The sequence below is a fragment of the Rhizobium sp. CB3171 genome (genome assembly GCF_029714265.1).
Taxonomy (GTDB): Bacteria; Pseudomonadota; Alphaproteobacteria; order Rhizobiales; family Rhizobiaceae; genus Rhizobium.
In genome coordinates, this window is record NZ_CP121652.1 from 430,877 (window position 1) to 449,895 (window position 19,019).

Annotated in this window: 19 protein-coding genes; 13 read left to right on the forward strand and 6 right to left on the reverse strand. The window is 59.4% G+C overall.

Going from position 1 to position 19,019, the window contains the following annotated elements:
- Nucleotides 1–163 precede the first annotated feature (163 nt).
- The 11 genes from QA648_RS02095 to QA648_RS02145 all read left to right on the forward strand — a co-directional run bounded on the left by QA648_RS02095 (nt 164) and on the right by QA648_RS02145 (nt 11,214).
- Nucleotides 164–901 carry an autoinducer binding domain-containing protein gene (locus tag QA648_RS02095; protein WP_104824998.1) on the forward strand — a complete coding sequence of 246 codons (738 nt, stop codon included), beginning with the start codon at nt 164–166 and terminating at the stop codon, nt 899–901.
- Between the two features lie 650 nt (nt 902–1,551).
- Nucleotides 1,552–2,703, forward strand: coding sequence for an Mrp/NBP35 family ATP-binding protein (locus tag QA648_RS02100; protein ID WP_283049367.1), 1,152 nt, complete (start codon nt 1,552–1,554; stop codon nt 2,701–2,703).
- A 409-nt stretch (nt 2,704–3,112) separates the two neighbouring features.
- Nucleotides 3,113–4,090, forward strand: coding sequence for a magnesium transporter CorA family protein (locus QA648_RS02105; RefSeq protein WP_283049368.1), 978 nt, complete (start codon nt 3,113–3,115; stop codon nt 4,088–4,090).
- Between the two features lie 17 nt (nt 4,091–4,107).
- Complete coding sequence (locus tag QA648_RS02110; RefSeq protein WP_104822152.1) at nt 4,108–6,009, forward strand: potassium transporter Kup; 1,902 nt, start codon at nt 4,108–4,110, stop codon at nt 6,007–6,009.
- 171 nt (nt 6,010–6,180) lie between these two features.
- Nucleotides 6,181–7,359 carry a cell wall hydrolase gene (locus tag QA648_RS02115; RefSeq protein ID WP_283049369.1) on the forward strand — a complete coding sequence of 393 codons (1,179 nt, stop codon included), beginning with the start codon at nt 6,181–6,183 and terminating at the stop codon, nt 7,357–7,359.
- 303 nt (nt 7,360–7,662) lie between these two features.
- Complete coding sequence (locus QA648_RS02120; protein WP_283049371.1) at nt 7,663–8,007, forward strand: AtpZ/AtpI family protein; 345 nt, start codon at nt 7,663–7,665, stop codon at nt 8,005–8,007.
- A 79-nt stretch (nt 8,008–8,086) separates the two neighbouring features.
- The gene (locus tag QA648_RS02125; RefSeq protein ID WP_104822155.1) at nt 8,087–8,839 is read left to right on the forward strand and encodes a F0F1 ATP synthase subunit A; all 753 of its coding nucleotides are present in this window, start codon (nt 8,087–8,089) and stop codon (nt 8,837–8,839) included.
- Nucleotides 8,840–8,908: 69 nt separating this feature from the next.
- On the forward strand, nt 8,909–9,136 hold the full coding sequence (locus tag QA648_RS02130; protein ID WP_028750571.1) for a F0F1 ATP synthase subunit C: 228 nt from the start codon (nt 8,909–8,911) through the stop codon (nt 9,134–9,136).
- 79 nt (nt 9,137–9,215) lie between these two features.
- Nucleotides 9,216–9,809 carry a F0F1 ATP synthase subunit B gene (locus QA648_RS02135; RefSeq protein WP_104822156.1) on the forward strand — a complete coding sequence of 198 codons (594 nt, stop codon included), beginning with the start codon at nt 9,216–9,218 and terminating at the stop codon, nt 9,807–9,809.
- A gap of 3 nt (nt 9,810–9,812) precedes the next feature.
- On the forward strand, nt 9,813–10,304 hold the full coding sequence (locus QA648_RS02140; RefSeq protein ID WP_283049373.1) for a F0F1 ATP synthase subunit B: 492 nt from the start codon (nt 9,813–9,815) through the stop codon (nt 10,302–10,304).
- A gap of 364 nt (nt 10,305–10,668) precedes the next feature.
- Nucleotides 10,669–11,214, forward strand: coding sequence for a phosphotransferase (locus tag QA648_RS02145; protein WP_283049374.1), 546 nt, complete (start codon nt 10,669–10,671; stop codon nt 11,212–11,214).
- A gap of 12 nt (nt 11,215–11,226) precedes the next feature.
- Here the strand turns inward: QA648_RS02145 and QA648_RS02150 are convergent, their stop codons facing one another.
- Nucleotides 11,227–11,886 (reverse strand): ribonuclease HII, encoded by a 660-nt coding sequence (locus tag QA648_RS02150; protein WP_283049376.1) that lies wholly within the window; start codon nt 11,884–11,886, stop codon nt 11,227–11,229.
- A gap of 203 nt (nt 11,887–12,089) precedes the next feature.
- A complete protein-coding gene (locus QA648_RS02155) occupies nt 12,090–13,247 on the reverse strand; it encodes a PA0069 family radical SAM protein (protein ID WP_104822160.1) in 1,158 nt (385 codons plus the stop codon).
- Between the two features lie 240 nt (nt 13,248–13,487).
- On the opposite strand from QA648_RS02155, the gene QA648_RS02160 reads away from it, so the two are divergent.
- Nucleotides 13,488–14,006 carry a glycosyl transferase gene (locus QA648_RS02160; protein ID WP_283049379.1) on the forward strand — a complete coding sequence of 173 codons (519 nt, stop codon included), beginning with the start codon at nt 13,488–13,490 and terminating at the stop codon, nt 14,004–14,006.
- Nucleotides 14,007–14,184: 178 nt separating this feature from the next.
- Nucleotides 14,185–14,499 (forward strand): hypothetical protein, encoded by a 315-nt coding sequence (locus QA648_RS02165; RefSeq protein WP_283049381.1) that lies wholly within the window; start codon nt 14,185–14,187, stop codon nt 14,497–14,499.
- 9 nt (nt 14,500–14,508) lie between these two features.
- Here the strand turns inward: QA648_RS02165 and moaB are convergent, their stop codons facing one another.
- The 4 genes from moaB to QA648_RS02185 form a co-directional block, all read right to left on the reverse strand.
- Nucleotides 14,509–15,063, reverse strand: coding sequence for a molybdenum cofactor biosynthesis protein B (gene moaB, locus QA648_RS02170; RefSeq protein ID WP_104822163.1), 555 nt, complete (start codon nt 15,061–15,063; stop codon nt 14,509–14,511).
- Entirely contained in the window at nt 15,063–15,974 is a 912-nt protein-coding gene (locus tag QA648_RS02175) for a 4-(cytidine 5'-diphospho)-2-C-methyl-D-erythritol kinase (RefSeq protein WP_283049383.1), read from the reverse strand. Before QA648_RS02175 ends, moaB begins: the two co-directional genes overlap by 1 nt.
- A gap of 8 nt (nt 15,975–15,982) precedes the next feature.
- Complete coding sequence (locus QA648_RS02180; protein WP_283049385.1) at nt 15,983–17,842, reverse strand: tetratricopeptide repeat protein; 1,860 nt, start codon at nt 17,840–17,842, stop codon at nt 15,983–15,985.
- A gap of 121 nt (nt 17,843–17,963) precedes the next feature.
- The gene (locus QA648_RS02185; RefSeq protein WP_283049386.1) at nt 17,964–18,980 is read right to left on the reverse strand and encodes a polyprenyl synthetase family protein; all 1,017 of its coding nucleotides are present in this window, start codon (nt 18,978–18,980) and stop codon (nt 17,964–17,966) included.
- Between the last annotated feature and the right edge of the window lie 39 nt (nt 18,981–19,019).

Genomic DNA, 19,019 nt, shown 5'->3' on the forward strand with positions numbered 1-19,019 from the left:
GCGGCCCGATCACCCGGCGCCGTAGTAGATGGTGTCGCAGCAGGCGAGATTTTAAAAAATTATATTGATCAAACGCCGGTTTGTCGGCGTTCATGTGGTGACCCGGAGGCCTGGAGGCGGCGTTTTCGCGTTGTGCCCCTCCCTTATGTAAAGAAGACTAATGATGGCAGCATTGGTGCAGGCGGGAAAGCCCCCTCGGGGGGAAGATTACATTAATGAAATTAGCGGTCTGAAAACACAGTTTGATGTTTTTCGTTTCATGAAGCGGCTGACTGAAGCCTATCGCTGCCGGGCTTTCATGGTTCTGAACCTGCCGCCGGTGACATCCTTCGAACTGCAGAGCAATTCGGTCATCAACAACTGGCCTGCCGAACTCCTGGCGACCTACGACCAGGAAGGATTGATGGCGAACAGCCCTGTGCTGCGACGCCTGCGCAGCTCCACGCTGCCTTTCGTTCACGAGACAACGGTGGGCACTAATCGCGACGATAGCAGGGCGCAACTCATCGCGGCCCTGTTCGAACGCTTTCGTATGACGCGCTGCGTCTATTTGCCCACCCACGACGCATCCGGTCTTCGCGGCGCGATATCGCTTGCCGGCGACCGCGAGACATTTACCCAGGAAGAGATCAAGGATCTCAGCTATGTCGCAATCTATGTTTTCGACAGGCTTGCCGAAATCCGCAATATGGACGTGCGCGTCATCGACGCGCTGACCGACCGGGAGATCGATTGCCTGAACTGGACGGCGGCCGGCAAGACCAGCGCCGAAATCGCGGAAATCCTGAGCCTCTCCGAACATACGGTGAATCACTACCTGAACCGAGCCACCAAGAAGCTGGATACCGTCAACCGTACCCAGGCAGTCGCCAAGGCGCTGCGTGTCGGGCTGATAAAATAAGACACCATCCCGGTCCGCAGCGGCCTCGGGCTGAGGTTCAGTCCAGGCAGCTAGTGCGAGCGAAATCCAGGCAATTTTCTGCGTGAATTTTGTGCGCTGCACATAAAATTTGCCGATATATCCCGCACTGACTTCAGGCTGTGACTGCGAAAACCTATAACGAACTGAAAAATAACAATTTTTCTAATTTCGCGAAACTGGCACGCTTTCTGCATTTCCATAAGCAGAGGTCCAGAGGGGACTTTGATAACAGCGCCGATAAACGCGCGCGGATCGGGCAGCCGCTGCTGATATTTTAGTCGTTGCTTCTCCCAGCGGCAATATCGGTGGCGGCTGTTGCTTATTTGGCACGTCCGCAAAATCAACGGGTTTTAAGGAGCGATTTTTCGTGCGCTCGCCCTACTCCTTTCAAAGCTTTGCGTTATGTGCGGCCGCTGACATTTTGGTCTCCAAGGGAGCGTTGCGGCTGGTAGGGCTATAAAGCCCGGCGGACCTGCCGGCCGCAACGGCAGTATCGTGTCGATATTCCCTTTAATTTCGTTTGGCGAAGTTCTCTCACTCCACTATTTAAGCCTCAAGAGATCCGGAGCGTTTGCTGCGTGGGCGTGCATGCGCCGCCATCCGGATGGAAATCGTGCAGTGAGGATGGAATGGCAGACATCACCAAGGAACAGGTTCTGGAGACGCTGAGGACCGTTCGCGGCCCCGACCTGGAGCACAATATCGTTGAGCTCGGCATGGTCTCGGATGTCTTCATTTCCGACAACAAGGTCTATTTCTCGATCACGGTTCCGGCAGAGCGCGCCAAGGAGCTGGAACCGATGCGACTTGCGGCCGAGCGCGTGATCAAGGAATTGCCCGGCGTCAAAGGCGCCCTAGTCGCGCTGACCGCGGACAAGAAGGCCAATGCCGCTGGTGCGCCTCCGGCACGCCCGGCTCCCGCTCAGCCGCATGCCCATTCCCACGCCCATGCGCCGCAGCAGCCGCCTCGCGCCGGCAAGATCGGCGTACCCGGCATCGGCGCCATCATTGCGGTTGCCTCTGGCAAGGGCGGTGTCGGCAAGTCGACGACGGCCGTCAATCTCGCGCTGGGTCTGCTCGCCAATGGCCTGCGCGTCGGTATTCTGGATGCCGATATCTACGGCCCCTCCATGCCGCGCCTGTTGAAGATTTCCGGCCGGCCGACCCAGATCGACGGCCGCATCATCAACCCCATGGAGAATTACGGCCTCAAGGTCATGTCCATGGGCTTCCTCGTCGAAGAAGAGACGGCGATGATCTGGCGCGGGCCGATGGTACAGTCGGCGCTGCTGCAGATGCTGCGAGAAGTCGCCTGGGGCGAGCTAGACGTTCTCGTCGTCGATATGCCGCCGGGTACCGGCGACGCGCAGCTTACCATGGCGCAGCAGGTGCCGCTCGCCGGCGCCATCATCGTTTCGACACCGCAGGATCTGGCGCTGATCGACGCGCGCAAGGGCCTCAACATGTTCCGGAAGGTGGAAGTACCCGTTCTCGGCATTGTCGAGAACATGAGCTATTTCATCGCTCCGGACACCGGCACCCGTTATGATATCTTCGGTCATGGTGGGGCGCGCAAGGAGGCGGAGCGCATCGGTGTACCCTTCCTCGGCGAAGTGCCGTTGACCATGGGCATCCGCGAGACGTCCGATGCCGGCACGCCGCTGGTCGCTTCCGACCCCAATGGCACGATCGCCGGCATTTATCGCGATATCGCCGCCAAAGTCTGGGCGCAGGTCAGTAACACACCTCAGCGCGCCGCACCCTCCATCGTCTTCGAATAATTCACAATGGCGTGACCTGAGCGGCGATCGGCACGATTGCCTTGGCCGTGCCGTGTGCTATGACTTCGCGGGATTGTGAATCTGCGGTGAAAGCGCGCATTAGAGGGGTTGTGACTTGATTCTTTGCGAGCTTTGCTGCATATGCGCCGCCGGTGAGAATTTGGTCGGCCATATCCGATGACGGCCATCCGCCAAATGGTGACTTCGTCTCGCCTGAGCAATCGGCTTTGTCATGACGGACGAAGGATTGGTACAGCAGCGCAATGGAGCATGGACACGCATTCCCGGCCGGACCGGCGGGATACGGCCGGAGTTTTATGAATTTTTTTCAAGGGCCATCGGCAAAATTGCGGCGAGAGCGCACAAGGCGCCGTGGTTATAGCTTTGCCTGTGTGCCGAGGACGATCCGTTGATCACGGCCTATTGCTCCGATTGCAAGTCCTTCGAATTGGCAGATCTTTCGACCGTTGCCCAATTGCCGGACAACGCCATCTGGATCGATATGGTCGAACCGTCGCGTGAAGAAGAGACGAACATCGAGCGCCTGCTGGGGCTCGAGGTGCCGACGCGCGAGGATATGAAGGACATAGAGCCCTCAAGCAGGCTCTATGTCGACGATGGCGCGGTTTTCCTGACGGCTTCGCTGCTGTGGAAGGCCGATACCAACCTGCCGACGCTGACCGATGTCGCTTTCATTTTGACGGGTCATCGCCTCATCACCATCCGCTACGCGCGGCCGAAATCCTTTGCACTGTTCATTGCAGCGCTGCAGCGCATTCCGCAGGAGCGGCGCACCGGTGTCGCGCTTCTGGCGAAACTTCTGGAAACCATTGTCGACCGCACGGCCGAGGTCCTTGAACAGACGGTTTCCAGCATCGATATATTGTCAGTGCATGTGTTCGGCGACCGTGTGAAAAAAATCCGTCGTCCGTCGAACTATCTGGAAGAGAAGCTGAAAGACATTGCAGGCTATCACCGCGCGGTCAGCAAGGTGCGCGACAGCCTGAGTTCATTGTCGCGGGTTTTGACCTTCCTCCAAACCATCCCCGCCATGCAGCAGGACCGAGAGGCCAAGGAATTGTGCCGCAATGTCTCGCGGGATGTGCAATCTCTATCCGAACATGCGTCCTTCGTCGCCGGTAACATTACCTTCCTGCTGGATGCATCGCTCGGCCTGATCAATATCGAGCAGAACGCCATCATCAAGATTTTCTCGATTGCCTCCGTAGTCTTCTTGCCGCCGACGCTTGTTGCCTCGGTCTACGGCATGAACTTCGAGTTCATACCGGAGTTGCATTTTGCCTATGGGTATCCGGCATCATTGTTTTTGATGGTGGTGTCTGCCGTCGTTCCATTTTTCTTTTTTCGCTGGAAAGGCTGGCTCTGAGAGTCTAGTGATCCTGAATGTCTGACGAAACCCATCATTCTCCCGACGGGAAAATGAATCCACGCAAACTCTTCTACCTCGCCTTGGGGTCGGTTGGCGTAGTCTATGGTGATATCGGTACGAGCCCGCTTTACGCCTTTCGCGAGGCGCTGAAACCGGTAGCCGCCGATGGCCTGACGCGCGGCGAAGTCATCAGCCTCGTTTCGCTGATGTTCTGGGCGCTCACCATCATCGTCACCATCAAATATGTCCTTTTTCTGCTGCGAGCGGACAATGATGGCGAAGGCGGCACGCTGTCGCTCTTGGCGCTGCTGATGAAGACGGCGAATGGCCACACCGCCGTTCTGATGCTGTTGGGCCTGCTGGGGGCGGCGCTCTTCCTTGGCGACGCAATGATCACGCCGGCGCTGTCGGTTCTTTCGGCTGTCGAAGGTCTGAAATTGGTGACGCCAAGGCTGGCGGACTACATCGTGCCGATCTCGGTCGCGATCCTGGCGTTGCTCTTCGCGATCCAGTCGCATGGCACCGGCGCGGTCGCGCGCTTCTTCGGCCCGATCACGGCCCTCTGGTTCATCGTCATGGGCGCTGTCGGCATCATGCATATCTCGGATGATTTCGGCATTCTGGCCGCTTTGAACCCCTGGTATGCGATCAACTTCCTGATCAACGAGGGTTTTCTCGGTGTCGTCGTGCTTGGCGCGGTCTTCCTGACCGTCACCGGCGCGGAGGCACTTTACGCCGATCTAGGGCATTTCGGCCGCCGTCCGATCCAATGGGCCTGGTTTGCCCTGGTGTTTCCGTCATTGACGCTGAATTATCTGGGGCAGGGTGCCTTGGTGCTGCGCCAGCCGCTCGCCATGTCCGACCCGTTCTTCTTGATGTATCCGCATTGGGCGATCCTGCCAGTGGTCATTCTCGCCACCCTGGCGACGATCATCGCCAGTCAGGCTGTCATCACCGGCGCCTTCTCGCTCACGCGGCAGGCCATTCACCTCGGCTTCCTGCCGCGCATGGAAATCCTCATCACCTCCGAGACCAATACTGGCCAGATTTTCCTGCCGTCGGTTAACACCGTGCTGTTCTTCGGCGTCATCTTCCTGGTGTTGAGCTTCAAGACCTCGGATGCGCTGGCGACGGCCTACGGCATCTCGGTGACCGGTGCGATGGTCGTCACCTCGATCATGGCCTTCGAATTCGTGCGTGTTCGCTGGAACTGGACGCTGCCAATGGCGGTGGGCGTGCTGGCGCCGCTGCTGTTGCTGGAATTCGTCTTCCTGGGCGCCAACCTTTTGAAGATTCACGACGGCGGCTATGTTCCGGTGCTGATCGCGACCGCCTTCACAGTGATCATGTGGACCTGGCGCCGCGGTACGGCGATTCTGATGGAGAAGACGCGGCATACGGATATTCCGTTGTCGTCCTTCGTCAGCTCGATCGAGCGCAAGAGCGACCACTCGCCGGCGCATGTCCCGGGAACGGCGATCTTCCTCACCAGCGATCCGGAATCGGCACCGGCGGCGCTGCTGCACAATCTGAAGCACAATCACGTTCTGCACGACAAGAACGTCATCCTGACGATCCGGACGATCAACAAGCCGCGTGTCGTACAGGAGGACCGCTACTCGGTCGAGAAAGTCTCCGACCGCTTCTCGCGCGTCGAACTGCGCTTCGGCTTCATGGAATCGCAAAATGTTTCGCAGGCGCTGGCGACCCTGCGCAAGACCGGACTGAAGTTCGATATTATGTCGACCTCCTTCTATCTCGGCCGCCGCAAACTGGTTCCGGACGCCAAATCGGGCATGCCGCATTGGCAGGACCGGCTCTACATCGCCCTCGCCAATGCCGCGACCGACCCCTCGGATTATTTCCGCCTGCCGGCCAACCGTGTCGTCGAATTGGGCTCGCACGTCATCATCTGACGCGGGTCAGTCAGCTTGCTTGCATCGAAGGCCCCGTGGATATCCGCGGGGCCTTTTGCTTGTAGGTTCATGAATAGATGCCGTACCGAGCGGCGGCCAGAATTAACCATCCATCAAGGTTAATGCGAGATTATTTCGGCTCCTATCCCGAGTGCCGTTTGGAGTCCGGTATTGTCTCGTCCGAGTCGTGTCCCCCGCAAGTATGGCCTCGTGCCGAAAAACTGGACTTCGCCAGCCGTCTTCGGGCTTTGCGCATGGCTGATCTTTCCGTCGACGGCGGCCTATGCCGATCTTGCCGGTCTGCTGGCGGGCATCGACAGGGGGAGCAGCAACTGGCGGATGGTCATTACCAATTCACCGGCAGGTTCGACTCATCAGGCCGAGCTTGCCTTCGGCGACGCCTCGACCGCTGCTGCCATTGGCGACGCCGGTCTCGTCCTGCCCGATGGCCGCCGCGTTGCGTTCCGGTCGGAAGAAAAGGGCAGCGATCCCAGGCCGGACGAAGACCGCATCAATCGCCAGGACAAGAAGGGCAGGATAGTCGCCGTCGCGCCGATGCAGCCCCCGAAGGATTTTTCCGCTGGTTCCGTGCTGCAGCGTGAAAGCATGCTGTTGCGCCCGGAACTGGATACCAAGGACAAGACCGCTTTCCTGAAGCCGAAGATCGGCGGCAAGGAAATTCAGATCGCGACGGCCTTCTATCGAAAGGAGCCGCCGAAGCCGGACCATAGCGTGCCGTCCTATCTTGCGAGCCTGGTAACAAGCCAGGATGCCGATGTGCTCGCTGCCGCCTATGCGTCGCCGCCACCGGACTACGCCCGTGTCTCGCCCTTTGATTCGATTCTTGCCAAGGATCAGGACAACGCAGGCCGTTTCGTACCGCAGATCGGTCCTCAGGATCACGCCTGGGCCGCGAATGTTCTGCCGCCCTCGGTCTTTTCCTCGGACGAACAGCAATGCCTTGCCACCGGCATCTATTTTGAAGCGCGTGGGGAATCGGTGAAGGGACAGGCGGCCGTCGCGCAGGTCATCCTCAACCGCGTCCGCAATCCAGCCTATCCGAAAACCATTTGCGGCGTCGTCTATCAGAACGACGATTGGCGTAATGCATGCCAGTTCTCCTTTGCCTGCGACAACGTCAAGGATCGGGTCAATTCGCCCGAACATTGGAAGGTCGCCCGCCAGGTCGCCATGGCGGTGACCGCTGGCAAAATCTGGCTGCCGGAAGTCGGTTCCGCCACGCACTATCACGCCGTCTACGTCCGGCCGAAATGGGCGGCCGAGATGGTGAAAGTCGGCCGCATCGGCATGCACATCTTCTATCGGACCTATGGCGGCGGCTGGAGCTGACGGTCGATTGCGCGGCGGGACTGATCCGGCCCAGTGAGCGATAAAAAGGCCACAGAAAAACCCGGCCTGAAGAGGATTCTTCGGCTCAGTTTTACGCCGGCATCGCATATTCGCCCTAAGATTATGATTTAATTCGGCTAATTTATGGCTGGACAGATGACGTCTACGCCTTGACTATGCTTTTTCCTAAAACTATGTTGCGCGCGACTTCAAACGGGCCGAAAAGGTGGCGAAACCTGCCGTTCGTTTATGCGTTGACCGGGGTAATGGGATAGCGCGCAACGAAAATGGGAGGACATCACCATGGTGGATGACCGCGACGAAGGTCTGGAAAAGCGACGAGAGCAATTGGAAGCCGAGCTGGCGAGCAAGCGTTCTGCGTTGGGAGAGGATGAACGAGGGGAGGTTCGCGCCGAGGAGAGCCGCAAAGGCTATGCCGAGGCGATGAAGCTTTCTAGTGAATTCATCGCTGCCATCATCGTTGGCGCTGTTCTGGGCTATTTCTTCGACCGTTTTGTCGGCACGACGCCGTGGGGCATGATTATTCTTCTGCTTCTCGGATTTTGTGCCGGCGTTCTGAATGTTCTGCGCTCTGCAGGCAAGGTGGCGACACCGATGCTTGAAAAGCACGGGCTAGATAAGAAATGAGGCGGAAGCGGCGCTACGGTGCAGTTTCCTGGTGAGAGGCATCCGCTTTGACGAGCGGGAAAATGAAAGAGAACAAGCGGTGGCAAACGGACCTACCCATCAGTTCCTGATCTTCAAGATTATCCCGATCGATATCGGCGGAATTGATTTTTCGTTCACCAATGCTTCGCTGTTCATGGTTGCCTCGGCAGTTATCTCTGCCGGCTTCCTCTATTTCGCCACCTCGCATCGCAGCGTCATTCCGAGCCGCGCCCAGTCGGTGGCGGAGATGTCTTATGAGTTCATCGCCTCGATGCTGAAAGAAGGGGCGGGAACCAAGGGGATGAAGTTCTTCCCGCTGGTCTTCTCACTCTTCATGTTCGTGCTGACGGCGAACCTGCTTGGCATGGTTCCCTATTTCTTCACCGTCACCAGCCAAATCATCGTCACGTTTGCACTGGCGCTTCTGGTCATCCTGACGGTCATTCTCTACGGCGTCATCAAGCATGGCTTCGGCTTTTTCAAGCTCTTCGTGCCGCAGGGCGTTCCCGGCATTCTTCTGCCGCTGGTGGTGATCATCGAAATCATCTCCTTCCTGTCGCGGCCCATTTCACTCTCTGTTCGTCTTTTCGCCAACATGCTGGCAGGCCATATCACGCTTAAGGTGTTCGCAGGCTTCGTTGCCTCGCTCGGAGCCCTTGGTGCGCTTGGCATCGGCGGCGCCATTCTTCCCCTGATCATGACCGTCGCCCTGACCGGTCTCGAGTTCCTCGTCGCCTTCCTCCAGGCTTACGTCTTTGCGGTGCTGACTTGCATGTACCTCAATGACGCAATCCATCCGGGTGGCCACTAAGGATTACCGACATTGACGTCTGCAGGGCGTCAGTCATTCGCCGCAACAACCATTTCAAAGGAGTTCAACATGGAAGCGGAAGCAGCAAAGTTCATCGGCGCAGGTCTGGCTTGCTTTGGTATGGCCGGTACGGCTCTCGGCCTCGGCAACATCTTCGGCAGCTACCTGTCCGGCGCACTTCGCAATCCGTCTGCCGCTGACAGCCAGTTCGGCCGTCTGGTATTCGGCTTCGCCGTTACGGAAGCTCTGGGCATCTTCTCGCTGCTCATCGCTCTCCTCCTGCTCTTCGCCGTCTGATATCAACGGCATGATAGATCACGGTTCGCGGGACAGCGGGCCGTGATTCTTTGTATTTGCAGACCACCTGGAGGTGAGCATGTTTGTGACCCCGGCATATGCTGAAGAAGCACCGCCGGCAGCCGGCGCGGTGCATACGGAGACGGGTGCGCCCGATCAGGGCCATCACGCAGGCGTATTCCCGCCGTTTGACCATACGACGTATCCGTCACAGCTCCTTTGGCTGGTGATCACCTTCGTCATCTTCTACGTGGCCATGCAGAAGATCGTTATTCCGCGCGTCGGCGGCATTCTGGAAAGCCGGCACGATCGCATCGCCCAGGATATCGACGAAGCCTCGCGTCTGAAGGCCGAAGCCGATGCTGCCGTTGCGACCTACGAAAGCGAATTGGCCGCAGCGCGCGCCAAGGCAAATTCGATCGGCGCCACCGCCCGCGACGCCGCCAAGGCAAAGGCTGAGGAAGATCGCAAGGCGATCGAAGCAAGCCTTTCGGAAAAGCTGAAGGCCGCTGAGGTCCGTATCAGCGAGATCAAGGCGAAAGCCTTCGGCGATGTCGGCGCCATTGCTGAAGAAACGGCCGCTGCCGTTGTCGAGCAGCTCGTCGGCAACGTCGCCGGCCAGGCAGACGTCGCTTCGGCTGTCGCCGAAGCATCCGCCAAGCGGGAGGGTTGATCCATGGAATTCGGTCTCGACGAAACTTTCTTTGCATTCGTCGCTCTCATCATCTTCCTCGGCCTCATCGTCTATCTGAAGGTGCCGGGCATGATGGCCAAGTCGCTGGACGACCGCGCCGATCAGATCCGTAACGATCTGGCTGAAGCCAAGCGCCTGCGTGAAGAAGCCCAGCATCTTCTGGCTGAATACCAGCGCAAGCGGAAGGAAGCCGAAGCCGAGGCAGCCCATATCGTTGCGGCCGCCGAACGCGAAGCTGAAATGCTGACGACGGAAGCTCGCAAGAAGACGGAGGAATTCGTCGCCAACCGTACGGCGCTTTCCGAGCAGAAGATCAAGCAGGCGGAAGCCGATGCGATGAAGGCGGTCCGTTCCGCCGCCGTCGATCTGGCCATCGCTGCTGCTGAATCCGTGCTCGCCAAGAAGGCCGACGGCCAGGTTCAATCCGAACTCTTCAGCAACGCCGTTGGCGAAGTGAAGTCGCGGTTGAACTGAGCGCGCAAGCAATCGATCTTTGGAAAAGCCCGGCTTCGGCTGGGCTTTTTGTTTTTAAAGGTATCGCTCGGCGACGGTGACATTTGACGATAGCTCCGGATCTAAATTAGATTTCGACCTCGTTTTAGGGGGAGAAATGGTGATACCGAACGGGGAGAGCGGCGAGGGACCATTTCGCCAGGGTGATCTCATCTATCGGCGGACTCGTCCTTGGACAGCGAGTGTTCACGCCCTTCTCACCACACTTCACACCCATGGCTTTGCCAATGCGCCATTATCAGCCGGATATGACGCGGCGTGGGAAAGAGTGAGCTTTCTCCCAGGTGAGACGGGTGACTTGGACGACAATGAGAATATGAGGTCGATGGAAGCTCTGCGGTCCGCGGCGCGCCTGCTGCGGCGCTATCACGATTGCACCGCTCTGTTGATGCGGCCGATGCTGGAGGACCAGAAATGGCAATTGTCGCCGCGGCCGCCGTTCGAGGTGATCTGCCATGGCGATTTCGCGCCCTATAATGTTGTTCTTACCGGCAGCGAGGCGACGGGCATCATCGACTTCGAGACGGCCCATCCCGGCCCGCGTTGCTGGGATCTCGCTTACGCCATCTATCGCTGGGCGCCTCTGTCCGCTGGCGTCGAGGTCAAGGTTCTCAGCGGGCTCGATACGCAAATCCTCCGCGCTCGCAGTTTCCTTGATGCCTACGGCTTGCACTCGGAGCAACGATCGGCATTGCCGGGGATGATCATCGACCGTCTGAATGCCTTGGTCGGCTTCATGGAAAGCGAGGCGGCCAATGGTGTGGATAGATATCGCCGCAACATTGAAGAGGGCCATGCTGATATCTATCGGCGCGATGTTGCCTATATCAGCGAGCACCGAAGCGAGATTACAGCCGGCCTTGCAGGATAAGGAGAGCTGGCGTCAGGCCTCATCGCGTCGGAGCGGCCGGAAACTCATGCGATGTAGCGAGCAGGGGCCGTGCTTCTCGATGCCGGCGCGGTGCTCAGGCGTCCCGTAGCCGACATGGGCGGCAAAGCCGTATGCGGGGAAGACATCTCCGGCGCGGGCCATCATCCGGTCGCGCGTCACCTTGGCGACGATCGAGGCTGCGGCAATGGAAAAGGAGAGGGCATCGCCCTTGACCACGGCTTTTCCCGGGCAAGCGAGGCCGCCAGGCACGTCCAGCCCATCCGTCAGGACGTAGCTTGCCGGTATGGCCAGGCTGCATATGGCACGACGCATGGCATCAAGGCTCGCCTTGCGAATATCAGTGATATCGATACGGGCCGCACTCGAAGAAGCAATGGAGACGGTCGCGGTCGAGAGGATTTCGACAAACAGCGCCTCGCGCCTGATGGCCGAAAGCTGCTTGGAATCGTTCAATCCCTCGGGAATGCGTTCCGGATCGAGAATGACTGCGGCCGCGACGACTGGACCTGCAAGAGGCCCGCGCCCGGCTTCATCGGCACCTGCGACAGGCCAGTGTCCAGCGCGGCGGGCAATCAGCTCCAACTCGAAGGTTGGAACGATCGGGCCCTCGTCGAAAAGCATGGGAGAATCGGATGGTGTGCTGCGTGGCATGCGGCAAGCTCGCACACCATCCGATCTCCTGCAAGCCCCCGGTGGATCAAGGCGGCGAACCAGGGGGCTCTTCCGACGGGTAGGGAAACCCGCGGGAAAGGGTCAGAGCAATTCCGGGAAAAGTGCGTGAGCCGCTTTCCGTCCGGAATTGCGAAAAAACAAAAAGATAGAGCGGTTCTAAGATTCCGCGAAAGCTGAACCGCTCAGAGCAGCGAAAGCTGCACGCCGCTGCCATCCGGCGGCACAAACAGGTCGTCTCGCAATGCGATACTGCGGCGGGTGAGCTCCAGCCGCTTGGTTGCCATTTCGAAACGGCGGCTGATCTGCCAGGCATAGGGGCCTGCGCCCTTCATGCGTTTGCCGAACTCGGCATCGTAATCCTTGCCGCCGCGCATGGAGCGGATCAGCGACATGACATGGCGGTAGCGATCCGGATAGTTCTGCAGCAGCCAGTCGCGGAAGAGCGGGCTGACCTCCAGCGGCAGGCGCAGGATGACATAGGTTGCTTCCAGGGCGCCGGCGGCCTTGCTGGCGTCGAGGATGCGCTCGATTTCGTGGTCGTTGAGCGCCGGAATGATCGGCGCCACCATGACTGCCGTCTGGATACCGGCCTCGCTGAGCACCCGGATCGCCTCCAGCCGCCGCTGCGGCGTCGCCGCGCGCGGTTCCATGGTGCGCGCCAGCTTGCGGTCGAGCGTGGTCACGGAAATACCGACCCGAACCAGGTTCTTGGCGGCCATCTCTTGGAGAATATCGATATCGCGCATGATCAGCGCTGACTTGGTGACGATCGCAACCGGATGGTTTGCCTTGTTCAGCACTTCGAGAATCTGCCGCATGATGCGCCATTCCTTCTCGATCGGCTGATAGGGGTCGGTATTGGTGCCGATGGCGATGACGCGCGGCTTGTAGCCGGGCTTGGCCAGCTCCCGTTCCAGAAGCCGCGCCGCGTCCGGCTTGGCGAAGAGCTTTGATTCGAAATCGAGTCCCGCCGACAGGCCCATATAGGCATGCGTCGGCCGTGCGAAACAATAGATGCAGCCATGCTCGCAGCCACGATAGGGATTGATGGAACGATCGAAGGATATATCGGGCGATTCGTTGCGTGTGATTGCCGTACGCGGCTTCTCCACCTGGACTTCGGTTTTGAAAGGCGGCAGTTCTTCGAGTGTTTGCCAGCCGTCATCGAATGTCTCACGTCGCAGCGGTTCGAATCGGCCGCTCGGGTTCAGCCCGGCGCCGCGACCGCGCCGGCGGTCGATCTCGACTCTGAGACCGGTGTCGGCGATCAAAGCATTGGCAACATCTGCCGTATTGGCAGGCGCAAATGCGACCTGCCCTGCAAGGGACTGCTCGTTCATCGGTAACTCCGGGGCGGTTCATGGCATCGCATGCCGCGTCTAAGATGATTAAATTCCTATCCGACAAACGAGAACATTGCAAGAACAAAATGCGCGATTACGCTCCGCCGCGCAGCGTGTACATGCCGACGAGCAGAGGTCCCGGTGGCATTGTGAACCTGCACATAAGCCTTGTCTAAACCTTCGGGTTTAAAGGGTTATGTGCTGGCAATAAATTGTGCGGCGCTTTATAAATGGGCAATGTTGACAGTAATCATCGAATGCCAGGATCAAGAACCTGAGCTGGCGCAGACATTGGCGGCCCTGGTAGCGGGCGCGATCGAAGGTTTGGTGTGCGACGTCGTCGTGCTCGATCATGGCTCGCGTGATGGCACCTCGCATGTGGCCGACGCTGCCGGCTGCCGTTTCTATTCGCAGTGGGATATCAGAGACATACTGCATTCGGCGCGCGGCGAATGGCTGCTTTTCGTCGAGCCCGGCGCCCGCCCGCAAGCCGGCTGGATCGATGAGATTGCCGAATATGTCTCGCTGAATAAGGTGCCGGCGCGCTTCACCGCGTCGCGGGGTTATCGACGGCCTTTGCTGCAGCGCATCGGCCGCAGCCTGCCGCCTCTGGAACTGGGTTTGCTCCTCTCCAAGCGACAGGCCATCGCCGCCGCCAAAACGGGCATGCGGCTTGCCGAATTCGCCAGGGGGCAAAAGAGCCGCAAACTGTCGAGCGAGCTGATTCCCTCTTGGGTCGCACGCGCGGCACGGTAGCGCATTGTAATCAATCCAGATTCCATTTGAAAATAAGAGAATTTCTGTCATAATTTTCATATGGCGGCACGTCTCGCGTGTCGCGTCAGGCGGCCGACCATGAAGATGCCGGTATGCGGCAGAGCAGGTCAGCGGAACTCTCCTCTTCCGCCGGATTTCCGGCGAAAGGAGGTGCGTCATGGGACGCACGATGCTCTGCCGCCTCATCGGAACGGCCCTTGTGGCAACGGCAATCCTTCATCCGAGTACTGCAGCTTCGCAAGCGATGTTCGCATGCGCTGAACGCGCCGATATGGTCGCTTTCCTGGGAGCGCACTATTCCGAAAAGCTCTCGGCCATTGGTCAGCTCGATCCGAGGAATATTATCGAGGTCTTCGCTGCTGAAAGCGGCAGTTGGACAATGATGATCACCGGTGTCTCCGGCCGAAGCTGCGTGATCCTCACGGGTCAGAATTGGGAATCAATTCCTGCCTTGCCTGGATCGAAGGCATAAAGCGCCAGCTTATTTTGAGCCGGCACCGCGCTTTAGATGTTCATCGAGCCGCGGCATGATCTCCACGAAATTGCAGGGCATATGGCGGTAGTCGAGTTGCGCCTTTAAAATGCCGTCCCAGGCATCCTTGCAGGCGCCAGGGGAGCCCGGCAGCACGAAGATGAAGGTGGCGTTGGCAACGCCGCCGGTTGCACGCGACTGGATCGTCGCCGTGCCGATCTTGTCGTAGGAGATGCGATGGAACACCTCGGAAAACCCGTCCATCCGCTTTTCGAACAAGGGCTCCAGCGCTTCGGGCGTGACATCGCGGCCGGTAAAGCCGGTGCCGCCGGTGGTGATGACGACGTCGATGGTTTCGTCCTGCGTCCAGGCCTCCACCTGGCTTCGAATACGCTTCTTGTCGTCGGGAACGATGGCGCGCGCAGCCAACCTATGACCGGCTTCCGCGATACGGGCAACCAGCGTATCGCCGGACTTGTCGTCGGCGAGCGTGCGCGTATCGGAAACGGTCAGCACCGCGATGCCGACGGGGATGAAGGACCTTGCTTCACTTGAACCGGTCATCACGCGCCTCCCTTGATCGTTTCCGTCGCCTGGAAATACCAGTCCGGCCTTAAGCTGTGAAGCGATGCCGCCGCCGCTGTCGCCCGCTCGAGGTTATCGAACAGGCCGAAGCAGGTGGCGCCTGAGCCGGACATGCGTGTGGCGAGCGCCCCTTGGCTCTCGATCAATTGCGAGAGCGTGGCGATTTCGTTGCAGAGCATTCGTGCCGGCGGCTCCAGATCGTTGCGCAACCCCTCAATGGTCTCGATCCATTGCATGCGGCCATTTGTTGCCTGCAAGGGGAGTACGAATGGCGGATTGTCCTTTCGGGCCAGCATGCGAAACACCTCCGGCGTCGAAACGCCGACGAGGGGATTGCCGAGCACCATAGCAAAAGATGGAAAGTCCGGCAGAAGTTCGATCACTTCGCCGATGCCGCGTGCGATCAGCGGGCGGCTGGCCAGGCACATTGGCACATCGGCGCCGAGCTTCAGTGCAATCGCCGTCACCTCATCGGAAGGCAAGGCGAGCCCCCAGAGCCGCATCAGCCCACGCAGGGTCGCCGCCGCATCCGCCGAGCCACCGCCGATGCCGGAGGCGACGGGAAGGTTCTTTTCGAGATGGATGTGGACGGGCGGCGCTTCGAAACCCGCGGCACGAGCCGCCTGCCGCAGCAGATCGCGTGCCTTCAGCACCAGATTGCCGCCGGCATCCCCATCGGTAAGAAGAGGGGAGAAGCGCCCGGACAGGCTGAATTCGTCACGCTCGCTTGCGCGAAAACCTAAACAATCGCCATGCCGCGCAAAAGTAACGAGCATGTCGAGCAGATGATACCCATCGGCCCGCCGGCCCGTCACATGCAGGGCCAGATTGATTTTGGCGGGCGCCTCTTCCGTGACGTCGAAATCGTCAGCCGCAAAGATCACCGTCATCGAACGTCTTAGGACTTCTTATCGGCTGGCGGCGGCGTTGTCGTATCGGGCGACGGGGTGACCGCCGGAGCCGGATCAGGCTGCTTGGTCTTGTCGACCGTCCTTGGATCGTTGTCGAGCGCCGGCAGACCGTTGGCGATCTTCTCCTTGATCCTCGGAATATCCACGTCCTCGGGCTTGGAGGCCAGAGCGCGGTTCCACTGATAAACCGCCTCCAGCTTGCGGTTGACGCGCCAATAGGCATCGCCCAGGTGGTCGTTGATCGTGGGATCGCCGGCCTTCAACTGCGCGGCACGCTCCAGCTCGTTCACGGCATCGTCGAAGCGGTTGAGGCGGAAATAGGCCCAGCCGAGCGAATCGACGATGTAGCCGTCATCCGGCTTCAGATCGACAGCCTTCTTGATCATGTTCAGACCCTGGTCGAGGTTCATGTTCATATCGACCCAGGAGTAGCCGAGATAGTTCAGAACCTGCGGCTGGTCGGGGTTCAGCTCCAGCGCCTTCTTGAAATTCGGCTCGGCCTTGTCCCACTTCTTCAGCCGCTCATAGGCGATGCCGCGCTGGAAGAACACGGCCCAGTCGCCGCGATTCGGCACGGCGCCGATGACTTCCGCGGCCTTGTCGTAATTATCCGCCATGCCCTGGAAGTCCTTGGCGTCCGAGAGAACGCTGCCATAGGCGAGGTAGCTGCGGATATCGTTGGGGTCGGAATCGATCAGCGCCTTCAAATGCTTGCGCGCATCGTCGACCTTGCCGGACTGGGCGAGTGCAAGGCCGAGCTGCAGCTCGGAGATGCGGGCCATCGGCGAGGTATTAGGCACCTTCTTGTAGAAGGAGATGGCGCGGTCCATCTGCTCCTGCTTCTCCGCAAGTCCGCCAAGCAGAACCAGCGTGTCGGCACTCTTGGGATCGAGCGTATTGGCGATCTGTAGATAAAGCGAAACGACATCTTCGGCGCCGTCGCGGTTGAGCGCCGCGCCGACGGTAAAGAGAACCGAGGCTGCACCCTGCGTGCTGTCGGTCACTTGCTGGTCCGGCGTTTGGCCCTTGTTGATGCTGTCGCGCAGCGCGTTCAGTGGCGCGTAATTGTTGATGAGGTTGTCGCCGACCGAAACGGCATCCAACGCCTTCTGCTTGTCGCCGGCTTTGGCTTCAAGCGCTGCAAGCGCCATCACGGCGCGCATGAATGTGTCGGGGGCCGTGGCGCCGCCCGCCTTGTCGAGAATGGCGTCGTTCAGGTGCGAGCGGGCGGACTTCGTATCGCCAATGGTAATGGCAATGGCACCGGCATGGTAATTCTTGAAGATGTTGAACCAATCCGGCCCCTTCATCTTGTCGATCATGGCAATCGCTTCCTTGCCATGGTTGGAACCGGCGCGGGCCCAGGCCAGCAGAAGACCGGCCATCATGCGGTCGAGATCGTTCGGGCCGTCATATTTGAGAATGTCCTGCGCGGCCTTGTAGTCATGCCGGCGGATGGCGTCCATGCCGCGTACGATCGTGGTGACGCGTTCGACCGAGGGATCGTTCTTCAGCTCGTTGGCGTACTTCACACCCTCTTCGAGATTGCCGTTGAGCAGCAAAGAGATCATCAGCCGCTGGCGGATCTCCGGGTTGCCCGGTTCGATCATCAGCGCCTTTTTATAAAGCGAAATCGCGGTCTCATAGTCATGGTCTACATCGGCGGTACGGGCAGCAAGGAAGGCGCCTGCGAAGGTATCGACATTTTCCGCATCGAAGGTCACCGGGGCGCTGGCCTCCGGCGTTGCCGGGGCATCCACCGCGCGCGCGCTGTTCAACGCGGCCATCGAGAGGATCGCCGCCAGGGCTGCGCCCGAGAGGAAACGAATGGCAAGTCTCTGCCGCATTAGTAAGCCTTTCATCAAGGGATTTGCCGGTGAGAGCGCCGGCGGCACGCGTTCGTGTCAATTGATTCACAACAGGATGGCTTTTTTGAAGCGCTCCTGCAAGAAATTCGGCCGGCGGCGATTAGTTCACGCGTTCGATGCAGAAATCGATCACTTCCATGAGCGCGGATTTCCACGGCGTTTCCGGTAGCGGCGCCAGTGCGTCGCGGGCGATGGTGCCGTAATGAACGGCACGGGCGATGGTGTCGGTGAGCGCACCATATTTGGTGATCAGACCCAACGCCTTTTCCAGGTTCTCGTCGCTGTTGTTGCCGGTCTCGATCGCGTCGCGCCAGAAAGAGCGCTCTTTTTCGGTGCCGCGGCGATAGGCGAGAATGACGGGAAGCGTGATCTTGCCCTCGCGGAAATCGTCGCCGACATTCTTGCCGAGATCGGCGGCCTTGCCGCCGTAGTCCAGCGCGTCGTCGACCAGTTGGAAGGCGAGGCCGAGATTGGTGCCGTAGGACTTCAGCGCATTGCGCTCGGCCTTGCCGGCATTGGCGACGATCGGTCCGACTTCGGCGGCGGCGGCAAACAGCGCCGCCGTCTTGGCGCGGATGACGGAGAGATAATCGTCTTCCGTCGTTTCCATGTTCTTGGAAACGGAGAGCTGCAGCACTTCGCCTTCGGCGATGACGCAGGCAGCCGAGGACAGGACGTCGAGAGCATCGAGCGAGCCGACCTCGACCATCATGCGGAAAGCCTGGCCGAGCAGGAAATCACCGACAAGGACGCTTGCCTGGTTGCCCCAGATCATGCGGGCGGTGGACTTGCCGCGGCGCAGATCGCTTTCGTCCACCACGTCATCGTGCAACAATGTCGCCGTGTGCAGGAATTCGACTGAGGTGGCGAGCTTGATGTGATTGTCGCCCTGGTAGCCATAGAGCGCGGCCGAGGCGATGGTCAGCATCGGCCGCAGGCGCTTGCCGCCGGAAGAGATCAGGTGCTCGGCAACTTCGGGGATCATCTGCACATCGGAGCCGGCTTTCGACAGGATGAGCTGGTTGACGCGTTCCATATCCGCCTTGGTCAGGTCCACCAATGGCTTGATGGAGGCCAGTTTATTCTTGCTTTCTTCAAGCGGTATCACGACGCCCAACGATCCGGACTCCTGTTCATTTTCTGCAAAGCACAATAA

What these genes read in the sequence shown, in the direction of transcription:
- QA648_RS02095 (WP_104824998.1), top strand. Translation starts at nt 164, where the DNA reads ATGGCAGCATTGGTGCAGGCGGGAAAGCCCCCTCGGGGGGAAGATTAC.
- QA648_RS02100 (WP_283049367.1), top strand. Translation starts at nt 1,552, where the DNA reads ATGGCAGACATCACCAAGGAACAGGTTCTGGAGACGCTGAGGACCGTT.
- QA648_RS02110 (WP_104822152.1), top strand. Translation starts at nt 4,108, where the DNA reads ATGTCTGACGAAACCCATCATTCTCCCGACGGGAAAATGAATCCACGC.
- QA648_RS02120 (WP_283049371.1), top strand. Translation starts at nt 7,663, where the DNA reads ATGGTGGATGACCGCGACGAAGGTCTGGAAAAGCGACGAGAGCAATTG.
- QA648_RS02130 (WP_028750571.1), top strand. Translation starts at nt 8,909, where the DNA reads ATGGAAGCGGAAGCAGCAAAGTTCATCGGCGCAGGTCTGGCTTGCTTT.
- QA648_RS02135 (WP_104822156.1), top strand. Translation starts at nt 9,216, where the DNA reads ATGTTTGTGACCCCGGCATATGCTGAAGAAGCACCGCCGGCAGCCGGC.
- QA648_RS02140 (WP_283049373.1), top strand. Translation starts at nt 9,813, where the DNA reads ATGGAATTCGGTCTCGACGAAACTTTCTTTGCATTCGTCGCTCTCATC.
- QA648_RS02145 (WP_283049374.1), top strand. Translation starts at nt 10,669, where the DNA reads ATGGAAGCTCTGCGGTCCGCGGCGCGCCTGCTGCGGCGCTATCACGAT.
- QA648_RS02150 (WP_283049376.1), bottom strand. Translation starts at nt 11,886, where the DNA reads ATGCCACGCAGCACACCATCCGATTCTCCCATGCTTTTCGACGAGGGC.
- QA648_RS02155 (WP_104822160.1), bottom strand. Translation starts at nt 13,247, where the DNA reads ATGAACGAGCAGTCCCTTGCAGGGCAGGTCGCATTTGCGCCTGCCAAT.
- QA648_RS02160 (WP_283049379.1), top strand. Translation starts at nt 13,488, where the DNA reads ATGTTGACAGTAATCATCGAATGCCAGGATCAAGAACCTGAGCTGGCG.
- QA648_RS02165 (WP_283049381.1), top strand. Translation starts at nt 14,185, where the DNA reads ATGGGACGCACGATGCTCTGCCGCCTCATCGGAACGGCCCTTGTGGCA.
- moaB (WP_104822163.1), bottom strand. Translation starts at nt 15,063, where the DNA reads ATGACCGGTTCAAGTGAAGCAAGGTCCTTCATCCCCGTCGGCATCGCG.
- QA648_RS02175 (WP_283049383.1), bottom strand. Translation starts at nt 15,974, where the DNA reads ATGACGGTGATCTTTGCGGCTGACGATTTCGACGTCACGGAAGAGGCG.
- QA648_RS02180 (WP_283049385.1), bottom strand. Translation starts at nt 17,842, where the DNA reads ATGCGGCAGAGACTTGCCATTCGTTTCCTCTCGGGCGCAGCCCTGGCG.